12 protein-coding genes are annotated in these 17,922 nt (G+C 71.8%); 5 read left to right on the top strand and 7 right to left on the bottom strand.

Annotation, left to right across the window (positions count from 1 at the left end; all coding sequences use genetic code 11):
* Positions 1-37: 37 nt before the first annotated feature.
* From DB32_RS08820 to DB32_RS08835, 4 genes are all read left to right on the top strand, one after another.
* Positions 38-3,079, top strand: a complete 3,042-nt coding sequence (locus DB32_RS08820; RefSeq protein ID WP_053231974.1) for a MopE-related protein — start codon at positions 38-40, stop codon at positions 3,077-3,079.
* Positions 3,080-3,149: 70 nt separating this feature from the next.
* Complete coding sequence (locus DB32_RS08825; protein WP_053231975.1) at positions 3,150-4,532, top strand: 3' terminal RNA ribose 2'-O-methyltransferase Hen1; 1,383 nt, start codon at positions 3,150-3,152, stop codon at positions 4,530-4,532.
* Positions 4,529-7,087, top strand: coding sequence for a polynucleotide kinase-phosphatase (locus tag DB32_RS08830; RefSeq protein WP_053231976.1), 2,559 nt, complete (start codon positions 4,529-4,531; stop codon positions 7,085-7,087). The genes DB32_RS08825 and DB32_RS08830 overlap by 4 nt, the downstream gene beginning before the upstream one ends.
* Positions 7,088-7,341: 254 nt before the next feature.
* Complete coding sequence (locus DB32_RS08835; RefSeq protein ID WP_075097483.1) at positions 7,342-7,656, top strand: four helix bundle protein; 315 nt, start codon at positions 7,342-7,344, stop codon at positions 7,654-7,656.
* 1 nt (position 7,657) lies between these two features.
* On the opposite strand, the gene DB32_RS08840 is transcribed toward DB32_RS08835, so the two are convergent.
* From DB32_RS08840 to DB32_RS08860, 5 genes are read right to left on the bottom strand one after another with little or no spacing between them, the layout of a single operon-like run.
* Positions 7,658-8,287, bottom strand: coding sequence for an acyltransferase (locus tag DB32_RS08840; protein ID WP_075097484.1), 630 nt, complete (start codon positions 8,285-8,287; stop codon positions 7,658-7,660).
* Between the two features lie 33 nt (positions 8,288-8,320).
* Entirely contained in the window at positions 8,321-8,737 is a 417-nt protein-coding gene (locus tag DB32_RS08845; protein WP_053231977.1) for a hypothetical protein, read from the bottom strand.
* A 25-nt stretch (positions 8,738-8,762) separates the two neighbouring features.
* Entirely contained in the window at positions 8,763-9,956 is a 1,194-nt protein-coding gene (gene rlmM, locus DB32_RS08850; RefSeq protein ID WP_053231978.1) for a 23S rRNA (cytidine(2498)-2'-O)-methyltransferase RlmM, read from the bottom strand.
* 46 nt (positions 9,957-10,002) lie between these two features.
* Positions 10,003-13,182: an efflux RND transporter permease subunit gene (locus tag DB32_RS08855; protein WP_053231979.1), complete on the bottom strand. Its 3,180-nt coding sequence runs from the start codon at positions 13,180-13,182 to the stop codon at positions 10,003-10,005.
* Between the two features lie 54 nt (positions 13,183-13,236).
* Positions 13,237-14,361 carry an efflux RND transporter periplasmic adaptor subunit gene (locus DB32_RS08860; RefSeq protein WP_169791382.1) on the bottom strand — a complete coding sequence of 375 codons (1,125 nt, stop codon included), beginning with the start codon at positions 14,359-14,361 and terminating at the stop codon, positions 13,237-13,239.
* Between the two features lie 330 nt (positions 14,362-14,691).
* Between DB32_RS08860 and DB32_RS08865 the strand changes: the two genes are divergently transcribed.
* A complete protein-coding gene (locus DB32_RS08865) occupies positions 14,692-15,039 on the top strand; it encodes an OsmC family protein (protein ID WP_205627038.1) in 348 nt (115 codons plus the stop codon).
* Here the strand turns inward: DB32_RS08865 and DB32_RS08870 are convergent.
* Both DB32_RS08870 and DB32_RS08875 read right to left on the bottom strand, forming a co-directional pair.
* Complete coding sequence (locus DB32_RS08870; protein ID WP_053231982.1) at positions 14,993-16,474, bottom strand: hypothetical protein; 1,482 nt, start codon at positions 16,472-16,474, stop codon at positions 14,993-14,995. The two genes, DB32_RS08865 and DB32_RS08870, sit on opposite strands and share 47 nt — an antisense overlap.
* On the bottom strand, positions 16,456-17,907 hold the full coding sequence (locus DB32_RS08875) for a hypothetical protein (RefSeq protein ID WP_157068869.1): 1,452 nt from the start codon (positions 17,905-17,907) through the stop codon (positions 16,456-16,458). Before DB32_RS08875 ends, DB32_RS08870 begins: the two co-directional genes overlap by 19 nt.
* Between the last annotated feature and the right edge of the window lie 15 nt (positions 17,908-17,922).

Below are 17,922 nucleotides of genomic sequence, written 5' to 3' on the forward strand. Positions count from 1 at the left end.
GCTTCGCATCGCGAGGCCGAGAGATCGAGGAGTCACGATGCGGACGCGCTTCGGCTTGGTGGTGCTCGTGCTGGCGTGTGGCGCGGCGGTGGGCGGTTGCGCCGATGGCGGCATGGACCGCGGACGCGACGGCGGCCCGGCAGGCGACGCGGCTCGGCAATTCGACGGAGGGGGCATGCCGCCGCCGGACGCCGGAGGTCCGCTCGCCGACGCCGGGACCGACGGCGGCCCGGTCGACCTGGTGCCGCTGTGCGGTGAGTGCGTCGTCGACGCGCAGTGCGGCTCGGTCGCGCGCTGCGGCCCGCTGAGCGGCGGCGAGCGCGTGTGCCTGCGCCTCTGCGTCCCCGAGTTCAACGACTGCCCGCGCGGCTTCGAGTGCGCTGCGTACGCGCCGCTCGACTTCGCCGAGGTGTGTCTGCCGGTCGGCTCGGCGTGCTGCATCGACGAGGACGCCGACGGCTACGGCATCGGCGGGAGCTGCCTCGGCCTCGACTGCGACGACGACGACATCGCGCGTCATCCCGAGGCGGCCGAGCTCTGCGACAGCGCGGACCAGGACTGCGACACCCACGTCGACGAGCAGTTCACGGACTGCCCGGTCCAGCGCTGCGACGCGGTCGGCAGCGGGACCTACGAGGAGCGCGGCGAGGCGGCGTGCACCGACGGCGCGTGCGTCAATCCCGCGGCCGTCGCGTGCGGTCTCTACACGTGCGACGGGGGCGAGGACCGCGGTGACTTCTGCGCGACCGCGTGCGCGCCGGAGGGTGGCCCCGAGGACGACACGCGCTGCATCCCGGCCGCGCACTGCGACGGGACCGGCTGCGAGGAGGACTACGCGAACGGCACGGCGTGCGACGAGGACAGCGACTGCGCGTCGAGCAACTGCGAGAACGGGTTCTGCTGCGGCGCGGGGCACGTGTGCTGCGCCGCCGACGCGCACTGTCCCGGCTATCCCGGCGTGGGCACGGTCTGCGGCGACCCCGACGAGTGCCAGGGCACGCGCGGGATGGTGTCGTGCAACCCGACGACGTTCGAGTGCGAGACGATCACCGGCACGCCCGACGACAGCGCGTGCACGTCGAGCGTCGTCGCCGACGCGTGCGGGCTCTACCGCGACGTCGTGTGCACCGGCGCCGCGGATCAGCCCGACCCCGCGTGCCCGACGAGCTGCGCCAACGACGCGGCGTGCGACGACGTCGCGCACTGCGACGCGGTGGGCGGCTCGGGCTTCTGCTTCCCCGACCTGCCCGACGGCGAGGCCTGCGACGAGGCGAGCGACTGCGCGAGCGGCCACTGCCAGAACGGGTTCTGCTGCGCGACCGGCGACTGCTGCCGCTTCGCGAGCGAGTGCCCGGCGAGGTACGGGACCGCGCCGACGTGCGACGACCAGCGGGCCTGCCAGGGCACGCGCGACGCCGCGGTCTGCCTGAACAGTCAGTGCGGCACCCAGGTCGACGTCGCCGACGACAGCGCGTGCACGACCGGCGTCGTCGCCGACGCGTGCGGGCTGTATCCGACGGTGCGCTGCACCGGCGCGTACGAGCAGAGCGCGCCGGTCTGCGCGAGCGGCTGCACCGGGGACACCGAGTGCGACGAGAGCGCGCACTGCGACGGCGGCGCGTGCGTCGCCGATCAGCCCGCGGGCACCGCGTGCGACGAGGCGAGCGACTGCTCGAGCGGCTACTGCAGCAACGGGTTCTGCTGCGGCAGCGGCGACTGCTGCGCCCAGGCGAGCGACTGTCCGGCGAGCTACCGGCAGGCGTCGCAGTGCAGCACGCCCGGCAGCTGCCAGGGCACGCGCCGCGACGCGGTGTGCAACGCCGCGTCGAGCTGCCAGATCGGCGATCCGGTGCCCGACGACAGCGGATGCGCGGGCCTCGAGTCGAGCTCCTGCGGGCTCTTCCCGTCGGTGCGCTGCACGTCGGCGAGCGACCAGACCTCGGACCAGGGCTCGCTCTGCGACGTGGAGTGCCTCGCCGACACCGAGTGCGATCCCGGCGCGTTCTGCAACGCGATGCACACGTGCCAGTCGCAGGGCAATCCCGGCGACTCGTGCGCGGTCTCGAGCCAGTGCCAGTCGGGCCTGAGCTGTGTCGACGGCGTCTGCTGCAGCAGCGCGTGCACCGGGCTGTGCGAGGCGTGCAACGTGCCGGGCAGCGTCGGCACCTGCGCGCCGGTGCCCGCGGGCCAGGATCCTGCGAGCGAGTGCGGCGGCTTCGACTGCTCGAGCTACTTCGCGGGATGGACGAGCGACGTCTGCCGCGAGCGCTCGCCGGCCGGCGGGGCCGCCGTGAGCTGCGACGGCTCGCGCGCGTGCCAGACGCCGGCCCAGGTCTGTCCGCTGCAGCCGGCCGGCGACTCGCGCCAGACCTGTGACGACAACTGTCAGAACCCGCGCAGCGGCTCGTGCGCGGCGACGACCCCGCCGGTCTGCGACAACGTCGACGCGGGCACCACGAGCTGCGGCGTCGGCCAGTGTCGCCGCACCGGCGTCCCGATCTGCGTGGGCGGCGCCGACAACGTCTGCACGCCCGGCGCGCCCGCGGCGGAGGTGTGCAACGACCTCGACGACGACTGCAACGGCGTCGCCGACGACAACATCACCGCGAGCTCGGTGCGCGCGCACGAGCCGAACAACAGCGGCGGCCAGGCGAGCGCGCTCACGACGATCACCACCGACGGCGCGAGCGGCAGCCGCTCCAGCAGCGCGGTCTCGCAGCTCTACTACGACGGCGACGTCGACTACTTCAGCGTCCGCGTGAACGAAGACGGCGGCTCGGACTGCGTCACCACGTGCTTCGACAACGAGCACAGCACGCTCACCGTGCGCTTCAGCGTTCCGGCGGGCGCCGGCTCGTACCGGCTCTGCTACGCGAGCAGCGCCACCGGGACCTACGGGAACTGCATCACCGTCAACGGCGGCACGACGGGCCAGGTCACGTTCCACGGGCCGAGCGCGGGCTGCGTCGGGAGCACCAACAACAGCCACACGTTCTATCTCCGCGTCGACGGAGTCGGGGCGCCGCGCTGGGAGTGCACCAACTACCAGCTCGAGTACAGCGGCGACGAGGCCTGCTGAGCACGGATCGGAGCACGGCGCGCAGCGAGCGTGCGCGCGAGCGCCGCGCCGTGCGACGCTGCGCGCCATCATGCTCGTCACGATCACCACCACGCACGTCCCCGCGACCGACCTCGGGTACCTGCTGCACAAACATCCGGAGCGCGTGACCTCGGTCGATCTCTCGTTCGGCGTCGCGCACGTGCTCTATCCCGAGGCGAGCGAGTCACGCTGCACCGCAGCGCTCTTGCTCGACGTCGACCCGATCGGTCTGGTGCGTGATCGCGAGGGCGAGCCGCTCGCGGCGTACGTGAGCGATCGGCCCTACGTCGCGTCGTCGTTCGTGTCGGTCGCGATCTCGCGCGCGTTCGGGACCGCGCTCGGTGGGCGCAGCAAGGAGCGGCAGGAGCTCGCGGAGCGCGCGATCGCGCTCGAGGCGACCGTGTCGGTGGTCGCGGCGCGCGGCGGTGAGTCGCTCGCGCGGCGCTTGTTCGAGCCGCTCGGATGGACCGTGGAGATCGAGCGCATCGCGCTCGACGAGCTGCACCCGGAGTGGGGGGAGGGGCGCGCGCTGCGGCTCGCGCTGCGCGGCACGCAGACGGTCGCGTCGTTGCTCGCGCACCTCTACGTGCTCCTGCCGGTGCTCGACGACGACAAACACTACTGGGTCGACGCCGCGGAGATCGACAAGCTGCTGCGGCACGGCGAGGGTTGGCTCGAGGCGCACCCCGAGCGCGAGCTCGTGACGCGTCGTTATCTGCGTCATCAGCGCTCGCTGGTGCGCGCGGCGCTCGAGCGGCTCGAGCCGCTGCTCGACGAGGAGAGCGAGGCGCGCGCGGCGGCGGGCGAGGACGCGCTCGAGCGGCCGCTCTCGCTCGATGCGCGGCGTCGTGCGTTCGTGCGCGAGACGCTGCGCGAGGCGGGCGTGCGCACGGTCGCGGACCTCGGGTGCGGCGAGGGCAAGCTCGTCGCGGAGCTCGCGAAGGAGCGCTTCGAGCGCGTCGTCGGTGTCGACGTGAACGCGCGCGCGCTGGAGATCGCGGGCGAGCGCATCGCGAAGCTGCCCGAGCACGCGCGTCGTCGCGTGGAGCTGATGACGGGCTCGCTGGTCTATCGCGACGCGCGGCTCGTCGGGCTCGATGCGGCGACGTGCGTCGAGGTGATCGAGCACCTCGAGCCGGAGCGGCTCGACGCGTTCGAGCGCGCGCTCTTCGTCGCGGCGCGCCCCGGGCTCGTGGTGGTGACGACGCCGAACCGCGAGCACAACGCGCTCTTCCCGAGCCTCGCGCACGGCGCGCTCCGTCACTCGGATCACCGCTTCGAGTGGACGCGCGCCGAGCTGGAAGCCTGGGCGCGCGGGGCCGCGGAGCGACGCGGCTACGACGTGCGCTTCGCGCCGATCGGCGACGAGCACCCGGAGCACGGCGCGCCGACACAGGCCGCGATCTTCACGCGGAAGGACGGTGCAGCGTGACGCGTCGCATCGAGATCCCCGAGCTGTCGCTGGTGCTCCTCGTGGGCGCGTCGAGCTCGGGCAAGAGCACGTTCGCGCGGCGGCACTTCCTCGAGAGCGAGGTGCTCTCGTCGGATCGCTTCCGCGCGTGGATCGCCGACGACGAGAACGATCAGAGCGCGACCCCGGACGCGTTCGACGCGCTCCGGTACGTCGCGGACAAGCGCCTCGCGCGCGGGCGCATCGTGGTGATCGACGCGACGAACGTGCAGCCCGAGGCGCGTCGCGATCTGATCGCGCTCGCGCGCTCGCGGGACGTGCTGCCGGTCGCGATCGTGCTCGACGTGCCGCAGGAGGTCTGCCTCGAGCGCAACATGGTGCGCGCCGATCGGCGTCTGCCCGAGGGCGCGATCCGGCGGCAGGTGCGCGACCTGCGGAGCTCGCTGCGATCGATGCAGCGCGAGGGCGTGCGACAGGTGCACGTGCTCGAGGGCGCGGCGATCGACGACGCGATCGTGGTGCGACAGCCGCTGTGGAGCGATCGGCGCGACGAGCGCGGGCCCTTCGACGTGATCGGCGACGTGCACGGGTGCCGCGAGGAGCTCGAGGCGCTGCTCGCGACGCTGGGATGGCAGCGCGACGAGCGCGCGGGGTTCGTGCACCCGCAGGGGCGCAAGGCGGTGTTCCTCGGCGACCTCGTCGATCGCGGGCCCGACTCGCCGGGCTGCATCGAGATCGCGATGCGCATGGTCGAGGGCGGCGTCGCGCTCTGCGTGCCGGGCAACCACGAGGCGCGGCTGCTGCGCAAGCTGCGCGGCAAGGACGTGAAGCTCACGCACGGGCTCGCCGAGACGATGCAGCAGCTCGAGGTGCGCGAGCCGGGGCTGCGCGATCGCATCGCGACGTTCGTCGACGATCTCGTGTCGCACCTCGTGCTCGACGGCGGGAAGCTCGTGGTCGCGCACGCGGGGATGAAGGAGGCCTATCAAGGTCGCGCGTCGGGGCGCGTGCGCGAGTTCGCGCTCTACGGCGAGACGACGGGCGAGATCGATGCGTACGGCTTGCCGGTGCGCGCCGACTGGGCCGCCGAGTACCGCGGGCGCGCGACGGTCGTGTACGGGCACACGCCGGTGCCGAGCGCGGAGTGGGTGAACCAGACGATCTGCATCGACACCGGGTGCGTGTTCGGCGGTGCGCTGACCGCGCTGCGATGGCCCGAGCGCGAGCTGGTGTCGGTGCCGGCGCAGCGCGCGTACGCGGAGTCGATCAAGCCGCTGGTGAAGCCGAGCGAGTCGAGGAGCGCGCAGCACGAGGCCGACGATCTGCTCGACGTGTCCGACTTCCTGTCGCGGCTGCGCGTCGACACGAAGCTCGCGGCGACGGTGATCGTGCCCGAGGCGCACGCGCGCGCAGCGCTCGAGGTCGTGAGCCGGTTCGCGGCGGATCCGCGCTGGCTCGTGCACCTGCCGCCGACGATGTCGCCGTCGGCGACGTCGTCGCGCGAGGGGCTGCTCGAGCATCCGGAGGAGGCGCTCGCGTACTACCGCGAGAACGGGGTCGCGCGCGCGATCTGCGAAGAGAAGCACATGGGCTCTCGCATCGTGCTCGTGCTGGCGCGCGACGCGCGCGCGGCGCGGGCGCGCTTCGGCGTGAGCGGCGACGAGCGCGGTGTGTGCCTGACGCGGACGGGGCGGCGCTTCTTCGGGAGTGATCGCGCGCTCGAGGCAGCGCTGATCGATCGTGTGGATGCGGCGCTCGCGAAGAGCGGTGTGTGGGACGAGCTCGCGAGCGACTGGATCGTGCTCGACGCGGAGCTGATGCCGTGGTCGGCGAAGGCGCAGCAGCTCCTGCGCGAGCAGTACGCGCTGGTGGGCTCGGTCGGCCGCGCGTCGCTCGCCGATGCGGACGCGATGCTCGATCGCGCGATGGCTCGCGGGCTCGACGCTGCAGCCCAGGGACAACTCGGCGCGCTCGCGGAGCGAACGAAGTCGCGGCGCGCGCACCTCGAGAAGTACGTCGACTCGTACCGTCGGTATTGCTGGCCGGTCGCGTCGATCGACGATCTGCGGCTCGCGCCGTTCCACCTGCTCGCGAGCGAAGGGCGTGTGCACGTCGATCGCGATCACCTCTGGCACATGGGGACGCTCGCGAAGCTGGCGGAGACGGGTGATCCGCTGTTCGTCGCGACGCGGCACCGCGTGGTCGAGCTCGGCGACGCGCAGTCGTGCGCGGACGCGACGCAGTGGTGGCACGCGCTGACGGACGCAGGCGGCGAGGGCATGGTGGTCAAGCCGCTCGACTATCTGGTGCGCGGCCCGAAGGGCTGGCTGCAGCCGGCGATCAAGTGTCGCGGGCCCGAGTACTTGCGGATCATCTACGGGCCCGAGTATCCGCTGCAGATCGATCGGCTGCGGCAGCGTGGGCTCGGGCGCAAGCGCGGCTTGGCGCACAAGGAGCTCGCGCTGGGGATCGAGGCGCTCGAGCGCTTCGTGCGGCGCGAGCCGCTGCGGCGAGTGCACGAGTGTGTGCTCGCGCTGCTCGCGCTGGAGAGCGAGCCGGTCGATCCGCGGCTCTGAGCGCGGGACGAACGACCGACCACGACCACGACCACGCTCACGACGACGTCCACGAGACACTGACGCACGCCCCGCTCCGGACGTGGACGTGGACGTGGACGTGGACGTGGACGTGGTCGTGGCCGTGGCCGTGGTCGTGGTCGTGGTCGTGGCTCGTCCTCCCGCTCGCCTTCCTGCTCGCGGTCGTGACGTTCGAAGCACTCGCTCGAGTGCGGCGCCGATAGCGCGCTCATGCTGCATTTCCAGAGCTGGACGTGTACCGCGTCGCGATCGAATTCCTCGCGCTTGCGGCCGATGTCTCGACGGCTGTTCCGCGTGGTTACGCGAGCCTCGCCGATCAGCTGCGCCGCGCGGCGACGTCGAGCCCGCTCAACATCGCCGAGGCTGCTGGGCGCGCGTCCTATCGTGACGCCGCTCGTCACTTCACCATCGCGCGAGGATCCGCGATGGAATGTGCTGCCGTGCTCGACGCGCTCAAGGTGCTCGGCGCCATCGACGACGGAGACTACGAGCGAGGACTGGACCTCCTCACGCGACAGGTCGCGATGCTCACGAAGCTCTGTCGCTGATTCATTCAGCGTCGCCGCGGCCGTAGAACGCGGCGACGCGGCGGCGCACCAGCTCGGGCTCGAGCTCGGGATCGATGTCGCCCTCGCGGCGGGCGAGCAGATCCCACCACGGGAGATCGCGCGACTCGCGCTCCAGCTTGTCGACGAGCTCCGCGACGCGGCCGACCTCGCGCGCCGGCACGCCCGCGACGATCGTCCCGGGCTCCACGTTGCGCGTCACCACCGCGCCCGCGGCGACGATCGCGTTGGGCCCGATGGTCACGCCGGGCATCACGATCGCGCCGAAGCCGATGAACACGTCGTCTCGGATGTCGATCTTGCCGACGCGATCGAGCTTCCGCTTGTACGCGCGCGAGAGCACGCCGATCGAGCCGTCGTGGCCGATCAGGGCGCACTTGCTGAGCACGACGTTGTTGCCGATGCGCGTGTACGCGGGGTCCGTGATCGTCGTGCCCGGGACGATCATCACGTCGCGCCCCATCGAGTGCAGGCCGCCGTGGCGGCGGAGGTACTCGGCGTGGTCGCGCCCGTCGTTGTTCGAGACGAGGCGCTGGTAGAGCGCGAACCCGATGCCGCGCTCCACCGCGACGGTGCGCAACACGGCGCGGATGCGTGACCGGATCGAAGCCATCCGCCCCGCACTGTATCCCAGAACGCAGCTCGCTCAGCGCGACAGGTTCAGCTCGCAGCTCGAGACCAGCTCCCGCGGAAGGCGCGAGAGGTCCATGCTGCCATGCCCGTCCGCGCGCACGTGGGTCATGCCGAGCTCGAGGCAGTTCGTCTGCTCGAAGAGGTCGACGCAGTGCGCGAGATCGTCGTAGCTGTGGCCGCTCGCGTGGAACCGATTGCCGCCGCCCACGCAGCGCTCGACGTAGCGGTCCTCGCAGCTGTACTCGCCGTCGGTCCAGAGCGCTTCGCCGCTCGAGCAGCTGTCGATCATCCAGTTGCAGAACGTGCGGCCGACGGTCTGGCACCACTCGCCGCGCGGCACCGGATCGGGCCCGACGCGCGGCTGTCGCGCGCCGCACGACGCGACGAAGAGGAGGCAACCGAGGAGGAGGAGCGCTGGTCTCGTCGACATGCGCGCGGGTGTAGCACGCACGCGATCAGAGGTGCGCCGTCAGCGTGATCTCGTCGCGGTCGTGATAGAGCTGGCGCGTACGGATGCGCGTCCATCCGCCGCCCGCGACGACCTGCTTGAGGTCCTCGACGGTCTTCGCCTTCGTCTTCATCGGCAGCTTGAGGTTCGCGACGAGGATCCGCGCCCAGCGGCGGCGGCCCCACTTCGCGAGGAGCTGCGCGACCTCGAGCGGGCGCCACGCCATGTCGCAGAAGAGCCAGTCCACCGGCTCCTCGGGCGCGAACTGGAACGCGCTCGCCTTGTGGTGGGCGACGTTGCGATGGCGCGCGATGTCGGGGCGCAGCTCCGCGGGATCGACCGCGATCACCTTCGCGCGCTTCTCGAGCAGCACCCACGTCCAGCCGCCGGGCGCGGCGCCGAGATCGACGCACACCTCGCCGGGCCCGGGCGACACGCCGAGCCACGCGAGCGCCTCCTCGACCTTGCGCGCCGCGCGCGAAGGGCGCTCTCCGCCGACGCGCATCCGGGCGCGGCCGCCCGGTGAGAAACTGAGCAAATGCTCGGTTCCGTTCGCGCCGAAGATCGCGTGGTCGCGCGCGACGAGCGCGACCTGCAGCAGCATCGCGCCGGCGTGCGGGAGCGCGGTCATCGCGACGCGGCGCGGCGCCTGGGCGTCGAGCGTCGCCGCGAGCGCGGACTCGATCGCGTCGGCGTCGGGCGCGAGCGGATTGAGCGCGTCGGTGTCGGGCACCCACGCGGAGATCGCGTACGTGCCCTGCGGGCGCGCCCGCTCGGCGATCGCGCTCACGATCGCAGAGCGCTCGCCGCTCGCCTCGCCCGCGATGCGGAAGCCCTGGCGCGCGAACGTGACCTCGACGCCGCCTTCCTTCGCGGTGGGCGCGCCCCTCGAGCGGACCAGCGCGGGCCCCACGCGGCGCGCGCGATCACGACCGAGCGCGATCGTCAGCTCGTCGACGAGGTCCTGCTCCGAGCCCGGGCGCGTGGTCCAGAGCCACTCGCCGTCGAGCGGCTTTCCGCGCTCGACCGGGACGCGCACGATCGACTGCGCGCGATCGTCGGGCGGCTTGCGCGCATCCGGCCTCGGACGAGCATCGGGCCGCTGCGCGCGCGCGTCGAGCGGACGCCGCGGACCTTCGGGCCGCGCTCTCGGGCGATCTCGCTCCTTGCCGCGATCGCGACGGCCTCGGGGCTTCGACATGCGGCGCGAGTGTATTCGACGACACCCGCGCCGCACGCGCTCGCGATCACTCCTCGGCGGCGTCGGCGATCGGCTGCTCGGGCTCGCGCGCGATGCTCACCGCCTTGCGCGCGCCGCCCGGCGCGCGCGGGCGACCGAGCACCCACCGCACCCAGAAGTCCGCGGTGCGCTCGCGCAGCCCTTCCATCATCAGATAGAAGACCGGCACGACGAGCAGCGTGAGCAGTGTCGAGCTGATGACGCCGCCGATGATGCCGATCGCCATCGGCGCGCGGAACTCGCTGCCCGGGCCGTCGTTGAGCGCGGTCGGCAGCATGCCGAGCACCATCGCGGCGCTCGTCATCAGGATCGGGCGCATGCGCGACGGGCCCGCGTCGAGGATCGCCGCGTGCGGCGACCATCCTTCCTCGCGCACCTTCGTGACGGCGTGATCGATCAACAAGATTCCGTTCTTCGTGACGAGGCCCATCAAGAGGATGAAGCCGATCGTCGCGCCCATCGACATCGACGAGTGCGAGAGGAAGAGCGCCACGAACGCGCCGACGAACGCGAGCGGCAGCGCCATCATGATCGTCACCGGGTGCATCAGCGACTCGAACTGCGACGCGAGCACCAGGTAGATGAAGACGATCCCGAGCAGCAGCGCGATCGCCATGTTCGAGTTCGACTCGTTCATCATCTTCGCCTGACCCTCGAGCTCCCAGCTCACGCCGGCGGGCATCGGGTGATCGGCGATGCGCTGCTCGAACTCGGCGAGCACGTCGCCGATCGGACGGCCCTCGGCCGATGCGGTCACGACGATGGTGCGGCGGCGATTGCTGCGCTGGATCTCCGCCGGGCCCTCGCCGCGACCGACCGTCGCGAGATCCGAGAGCGGCACGAAGCCACCCGGCGACACGATGCGCAGGTTCGCGATCAGCCCCGCGTGCGCGCGATCCTCGGGGCGCAGCCGCACGCGGATGTCGACCTCGTCGTCGCCGTCGCGGTACTGGCCCGCGACCTCGCCCTCGATCGACGCGCGTGCGGTGCGCGCGATGAGCGCGAGCGGGATGTGCAGCTGCGACGCGCGATCGCGATCGACGTGCACCTCGAGCTGCGGGCTGCCCGGCGAGTACTGGCGATCGACGTCGCGCGTGCCCGGGATGCCGCGCAGCGTGTCGTAGAAGAAGTTCGCGGTCTCCGCGATCGACGCGAAGTCGTCGCCGACGACGTGCAGCTCCATGCCGTAGTCGCGACCACCCTCGACGATGCCGGGCGGCGAGATCGCGATCTCGGCCTCCGGGATGTGCCGCAGGATCGCGTCGCGCGTGCGGTGCTCGAGCTCGACCTGCGTCACGTCACGCTCGTTCTTCGGCGGGCAGATCACGGTCCAGGTGACCATGTTCGGCGCGCCGTTCACGCCCGCGCGGACGTAGATGTTCGTGAAGAGCGGGTCCTGCCCGAGCTCGTTCTCGGCGAGCGCGGACAGGCGCGCGCTCTCCTCGAGGCGCGTGCCCGCCGGCAGCTCGATGTCGACGTTGAACTGACCGCGATCCTCCGCCGACGTGAACTCGCTGCCCATCAGCGGCACGAGCATCTGCGAGCCCACGAAGCACGCGAACGCGAGGAAGAGCACGACGGCCATGCGCCACTTCTTCCCGAGCAGCCACACGAGCAGCGACGCGTACAGCGAGTCGAGCGTCTCGTAGAAGCCGCGCAGCGGGCGCTTGATGAAGCCGAACGCGCCGTCGTCGTGGCCCGCGTGCGCGCCGCCTTCGATCTTCTTCGCGAGGCGCGCCGAGAGCATCGGGTCGAGCGTGAACGCGACCCACGCGCTGAGGACCGTCGCGGCCGCGATGGTGAGGCCGAACTCGCGGAAGAACTGACCGACCATGCCGCCGGTGAACGCGACGGGCACGAACACCGCGCAGAGCGTCGCGGTCGTCGCGAGGACGGCGAGCGTGATCTCCCGCGTGCCCTTGCTCGCGGCGACCTCGGGGTCCTCGCCGCGCTCGAGGTGCTTCATGATGTTCTCGCGCACCACGATCGAGTCGTCGATGAGCAGACCGATCGCGAGCGAGAGACCCAAGAGGGTCATCATGTTGAGCGTGAAGCCCATCAGGTACATGAAGAAGAACGCGCCGAGCACGCTGGTGGGCAGGGCGAGCGCGCTGATGAACGTGCTGCGCAGGTCCATCAGGAACACGAGGATGATCAGGATCGCCATCGCGCCGCCGAACCACAGCGCGATCTGCACCTCGTGCGCGTTCTCGAGCACGAACTCCGCCTGATCCATCACGAGCGTCGCGTTGACGCCCGCGGGCATCGGCAGCTCCGCGAGGCGCGCGCGCACGCCCTCGCTGATCTCGACCGTGTTCGAGCCCGACGCCTTCATGATCGCGAACACGACCGCGGGACGGCCGTTGCTGCGCACGATCGTCGTCTGATCCGCGAAGCCGTCCTCGACCGTGCCGATGTCGCCGAGGCGCACGAGTGAGCCGTCCGCGCCGGTGCCGACCGGGAGCTGGCGCAGCTCGTCGATGCTGACGAGCTCGCCGAGCGTGCGCACCGCGATGCGGCGATCACCTTCGTCGAAGCCGCCCGCGGGGACGCTGAGGTTCTCGCGCTGGATCTGCTCGACCACCGAGAGCGGCGTCATGCCGAGCGCGATCAGACGATCGACGTCGAGCTCGACGTTGATCTGGCGCTCGCGACCGCCGTTGACGCTCACGCTCGCGACGCCGTCGACCTGCTCGAGGTACGGACGGATGTCGTCCTCGGCGAAGTCGCGGAGCCGGTTGAGGTCCGCGTCGCCCGAGAGCGTGTACGTCATGATCGGCGCCGCGCTGATGTCGAGGCGCACGACCGTCGGGTCCTCGACCTCGCGCGGCAGCTGCGCGCGGATCTGCGCGACGCGCTCGCGCACCTGGGTCGCGGCCTCGACCGGATCGACGTCGAGCTCGAAGAAGATGACGACGTTCGAGACCGAGTCGCGCGACCAGCTCTGGATGCGATCGATGCCGGGCAGCGAGACGATCGCGTCCTCGATCTTCTCGGTGACCTGCGTCTCCATCTCGGCCGGGCTCGCGCCGGGGTAGACGGTCGTGACCGTCACCGCGGGGAACTCGACGTCGGGGAACAGGTTCACGCCGAGGCGCGAGTACCCGAGGACCCCGAGCACGATGATCCCGAGCGAGATCATCGAGGTGAACACGGGACGCTTGATCGCGACGTCCGACAACGTCATCTCGAACCTCGAGGGCGGAAGTGAGCCCGACTCAGTTTTTTGCGAACGCGACGATCACAGCCCCGCGCGGGGCGGATCGGCCGGCGCGGTCTGCGACTCGACGGGGACGACGATCTGGCCTTCGCGCGCGGTCGCGGGACGCAGCACGACGCGATCCTCGGGGGCGAGCCCGTCGGTCACGAGCCACGAGCCATCGACGTCCGACTGCGCCGACACGCTGCGCGTGACGACGCGACCCTCGGCGTCGATCACGAGGATCTCGCCGTTGGGGCGACGCGTCGTCGCGGGCAGACGCAGCGCGGGTCGCGGCGTGCCGACGACGACGCGCGCGCGGACGAGCGCGTTCGCGACGAGGTGCGTGCCCGCGTTGGGCACGAGCACCTCGACGGGCGCGCGGCGCGTCTGCGGATCGAGCGAGCGCACCGCGCTGCGGATCGTCCCGCTCACGCCCTCGTGGCCCTCGATCGACGCGGTCGCGCCGACCTCGAGCGCCTCGAGCTCCGATTGGCTCACCGTCGTGCGCAGCCGCAGCGACGACAGATCCTCGACGCGCACCAGCGTCGTGCCGGGGCCCGCGACCGCGCCGACGCCGTTCGGCACGCGCGTCACCACGCCGTCGAAGGGCGCGCGGAGCACGTGATCCGCGGACTGCGTGGCGAGCTGACGACGGCTCGCCATCGCCTGGCCGAGCTGGGCCTCGGCGACCGCGAGCTGCTGCCGCGCCGTGGTGAGCTCGCGCTCCGGCGACGCACCGCTGCGCACGAGCCCTTCGAGGAGGGTCACGCGATCACGCAGCATGTCGACGTTCGCCTGCGCGACCGCGATGGCGGCCTCGCTCTGCGCGCTCTGCGCGCCGAGGCTGGCGCGATCGAGCGACACCAGCGCCTGACCTGCGCGGACGTGCTCACCGAGCGCCACGTCGACGCGCGACACGCGGCCCGCGACCTCGAACCCGAGGTCCGCAGCCTGCACGGGCTCGAGCGTGCCCTGCAGCACGACGAGCGGCGCGAACGCGGCGGTGGTCGGACGCACCACCTCCACCTCGGGCGCACGGCCCGCCGCAGCGGCGGCTTCTTCGCGCGCCGTCGCGAACTCCGCCTGCTCCGCGGATGCCTGGCCCAGCCGCTGCGAGAGCGCGACGCCCAATCCCGCGAGGGTGAGCACCGTGAACAACAGCATCAGGCGCTTGGCGAGCGGCGGCGGGGGGCGGAGCGCCGGAGCCGGGCTCAGCGTCGATGACTGCGACGCGCGCGGTTCGTGTTCCGCGGTCGACATGTTCTGACCTCGCGGCGCGGACGACATGGAGAGACGAGTGGGGGTCGTCGCGCGGCGGAGCGACTGTGGTCTCGATCATCTGGTGGGGCAAGCCACTTGCAAACGCATTCATCGGCTCGCACGCATCGCGACATGGCGAGCGAGCACGTGGCGAAGATCGAATGGAGACGCGGAAATCGGGAGCACTCGTATCCGCAGTACTCGCGCACCCACCGCGTCGAGTACGGCGGGGGCGTGGCGCACGAGATGAGCGCGGCGGCCGCGTATCTCGGGGACGCGGCGCTGCCGAACCCCGAGGAGCTCCTCGTCGCGGCGCTCGCGAGCTGTCACATGCTGACGTTCCTCGCGCTGTGCGCGCGCAAGGGCATCGTGGTCGACGCGTACGACGACGACGCGCGGGGGACGCTCGAGCGACGGCCGGGTGAGAAGACGCGCGTGACGCGCGTCGTGCTGCGCCCGCGGATCACGTTCGGTGGAGCAACGCCCGACCACGCGATGCTCGCGTCACTGCATCGTCAGGCGCACGACGGCTGCTTCATCGCGAGCTCGGTGACGACGGAGGTGGTCGTCGAGTCGCGGTGATCGACCACTCGGGACACGGATCGAAGATCGTCCACGCCGGGTCACCCGCGTCGCGATGACCGACCACCACGCGGAAACCAGTGCCGACGTGGCCGATCGCGATCGAGCGCGTCTGGAACGATTGCGTCGGCTGCAACACGACGTGCGCGCTCGGGGTCGTGCTGCCCGGCTCGTAGAGGGCGACGCGCACGCCGGCGTGGCGCGCCGCGATCGCCACGCGCTCGGTCGCGGGATCGACGGCGGCGCGCTTCGGACCATCGGTGGGGCGGAGGTCGATCTCTCCGTGGGCCTGGATCGTGCCGTCGGGATGCAGCGTGACCAGCTGCGCGAACGCCGTCGTCTCCTCGACGAGCAGCAGCGTGCGCCCGTCCGGTAGCGGCATCGGCTCGATGCGGTAGGGCGCGAGCGGCAGCGTCGCGTGCTCGGAGAGCTCGAGCGTCGCGCTGGCGCGCAGGATGCGCGAGTCGAGCCCGACGACCCATCCGCCCGCGTGCTCCGACTGGAACGTCATCGTCACTTCGTTGGTCGTGCGGATCGCCGTCCGCTCTCCCGCCAGCGTGTGACGCGTCATCGTGAGCCGACCGCTGAGGAGCGAGATCATCGTCCATCCCGAGTCGTCGCCGTGCACGAACGCGGGCCTCACCGGGGAGCTGCGCTGGAGCACCACGCGCTCCTCGGTGCCGTCGTCGCGGAGGCGGATCAGCGTCGAGACGCCGAGCGCGTCCTGGAGGAGCACGCGGTGCTCGCCGGCGGTGCGCGTGACCGTCGAAGGGCCCGGCAGATCGGTCATCTCGGTGATCGTCGCGCCCGACCCGTCGGTCACGATCAACGAGCCGAGGTGCGCCCCCGCATCGGGCTCGCTCTCGCGGAGCAAGACGATGCGATCGGGCCCGAACGACACGCCGAGCGGCGAGTCCGACGCCGTCCTCCCGACCGTCGCGACGAGGCGCGGCGAGCACGTGCAGCGCTCGTCGATCATGCCGTCGAAGTCATCGTCGTGGCCGTTGCAATCGTCGGCGACCCGGGCGATGCACGTCCCCGAGCGCCCGTCGCACACGAGCGTGCCCGCCAGCGCGGGCTCGCAGTCGACGTCCGCCACGCACGGGTCGCCTGCGGCTTTCGGGCGCGTCTCGTCGCAGATCTGGTGGACCTCCGACGCGAGCAGGCCCTCGGGGCAGCCGCGCTCGCATTCCCACACGACCTCGCCGTCGGGACATCGGGTCGTGTCGCACGACACGAGGACGGGCGGCACCTCGATGATCATGCCGCCGCGGCAGCGGAGCCCGCTTCGCGAGCACTCGTGCATGCACTCGCTCGGCGCGTCGGGCTCGGACGCGTCGGTGATCGACGCGTCGGGGGCCGTTCGGCCTTCTTCCGGCGCGCAAGCGATCGCGAGGACGACGAGCCCGAGTGTGATCAGGGCAGCGGCGCGCATGGATCGATGATCCTCCATCGCCCGCCGCCGCTGAAGTCCTCGTCGCCGGTGACGAGCCGCAGCGCGCCGTCGACGTAGCCGAGAGCGTGCGCGATGTGCGCCGTCCCATCCGCGAGCACCGGGACGTCGAGCGGCTCGCCGGCCTCGTCGTAGCGCGCGATGATGATCTCGCCGAACGTCGTGAACGCGATCGCGGTGCGTCCGGTCGCAGGATCGAGCGCGAGCATCGCGCCCTCGACCGGACGGCGCGGAGGAACGAGCGTTCGCTCCTCGATGACGGTGCCGGTCGCCCCGATGCGCACGATGCGAGGCGAGGCGCGCGGATCGGACGCGAGCACGACGCGCTCTCCATCGCGGTACGCCGCGTCGATCGTGCCCACGCTGCCGCCCCCGGACGTGATCGCCTGGAGCGCGAGGCGATCGTCGACCGCCGCGATCTGCGGAAGACCGATCTCGTCGGTGTACCCGACGAGGCCTCCGCGCCCGTCGCTGCTCGCGTGATGGAGCGCGCGCATCTCCGTCGCGACGCGCAGCGTGCTGCGCTCTCCGGTGAGCGTGTGCCGCGTCATCGCGAAGCCCCCGGTCGACTGGAGCAGCAGCGTCCAGCCGCGCTCGTCGCCCAGCACGAAGGGCGACGCGCCCGCGGGCGTCCTGTCGAGCGCGACCGTCTCGTGCGCGCCGTCTTCGCTCAGGCGGAGGATGCTCGTGCGTCCGCTGGAGGGATCGTGCTGGACGACGACGAGCTCGTCGCCGATCCGCTGGATGCGCGCGGCGAGCGGCGCGTCGTCGAGCTCGAGCCTCGTGTTCCCGTCGCGATCGACGACGTGCACGCGCGCCGTCGTTCGGTCCGGCCCCGTGGAGAGCAGCGCGATGCGATCGTGCGTCATCGCGACCTGCGTCGGGTACATCGAGGGCGCGTCGATCGTCGCGACGACGCGCGACGTGCAGGTGCAGCCTTCGTCGACGAGGCTGTCGCGGTCGTCGTCGATGCGATTGCAGAGCTCGGTGCGCGCCTGCGCGCAGAGGCCGACGCTCGTGTCGCACTCGAGCTCGGTGTGCGGCGCGCTCGGCGTGCAGTCGTCGTCGCTCGCGCAAGGCGTGCCCACCCGCGGCAGCGCGCTCTCGGCGCAGAGCGCGAACGGGTCGTGCGGATCGAAGCTGCCCTCCGTGCACCCGAGCGCGCAGACGTACGTGACGAGCCCCTCGGGGCACTCCGTCGGCGGCTCGTCGCACGCGAGCAGCACCGTGAGTCGCTCGTGCACGCGCCCGTCGCGGCACACGTACCCGAAGTCCCGACAGCGGACGCCTGGGCAGCCCGCGTCGTCGACGATCGGGAACCCCGCGTCGGGCGGCTCGGGCCCGACGTCGGACCCGCGAGCGGTGCAGCCCGCGATCAGGAGCACGCACGCGACGACGACCCCACCCCGCGCCACCGACATGCTCGGTGG

This window comes from Sandaracinus amylolyticus (assembly GCF_000737325.1).
Lineage (GTDB): Bacteria > Myxococcota_A > Polyangia > Polyangiales > Sandaracinaceae > Sandaracinus > Sandaracinus amylolyticus.

What these genes read in the sequence shown, in the direction of transcription:
- DB32_RS08855 (WP_053231979.1), bottom strand. Translation starts at nt 13,182, where the DNA reads ATGACGTTGTCGGACGTCGCGATCAAGCGTCCCGTGTTCACCTCGATG.
- DB32_RS08845 (WP_053231977.1), bottom strand. Translation starts at nt 8,737, where the DNA reads ATGTCGACGAGACCAGCGCTCCTCCTCCTCGGTTGCCTCCTCTTCGTC.
- DB32_RS08860 (WP_169791382.1), bottom strand. Translation starts at nt 14,361, where the DNA reads ATGCTGTTGTTCACGGTGCTCACCCTCGCGGGATTGGGCGTCGCGCTC.
- rlmM (WP_053231978.1), bottom strand. Translation starts at nt 9,956, where the DNA reads ATGTCGAAGCCCCGAGGCCGTCGCGATCGCGGCAAGGAGCGAGATCGC.
- DB32_RS08820 (WP_053231974.1), top strand. Translation starts at nt 38, where the DNA reads ATGCGGACGCGCTTCGGCTTGGTGGTGCTCGTGCTGGCGTGTGGCGCG.
- DB32_RS08840 (WP_075097484.1), bottom strand. Translation starts at nt 8,287, where the DNA reads ATGGCTTCGATCCGGTCACGCATCCGCGCCGTGTTGCGCACCGTCGCG.
- DB32_RS08870 (WP_053231982.1), bottom strand. Translation starts at nt 16,474, where the DNA reads ATGCGCGCCGCTGCCCTGATCACACTCGGGCTCGTCGTCCTCGCGATC.
- DB32_RS08825 (WP_053231975.1), top strand. Translation starts at nt 3,150, where the DNA reads ATGCTCGTCACGATCACCACCACGCACGTCCCCGCGACCGACCTCGGG.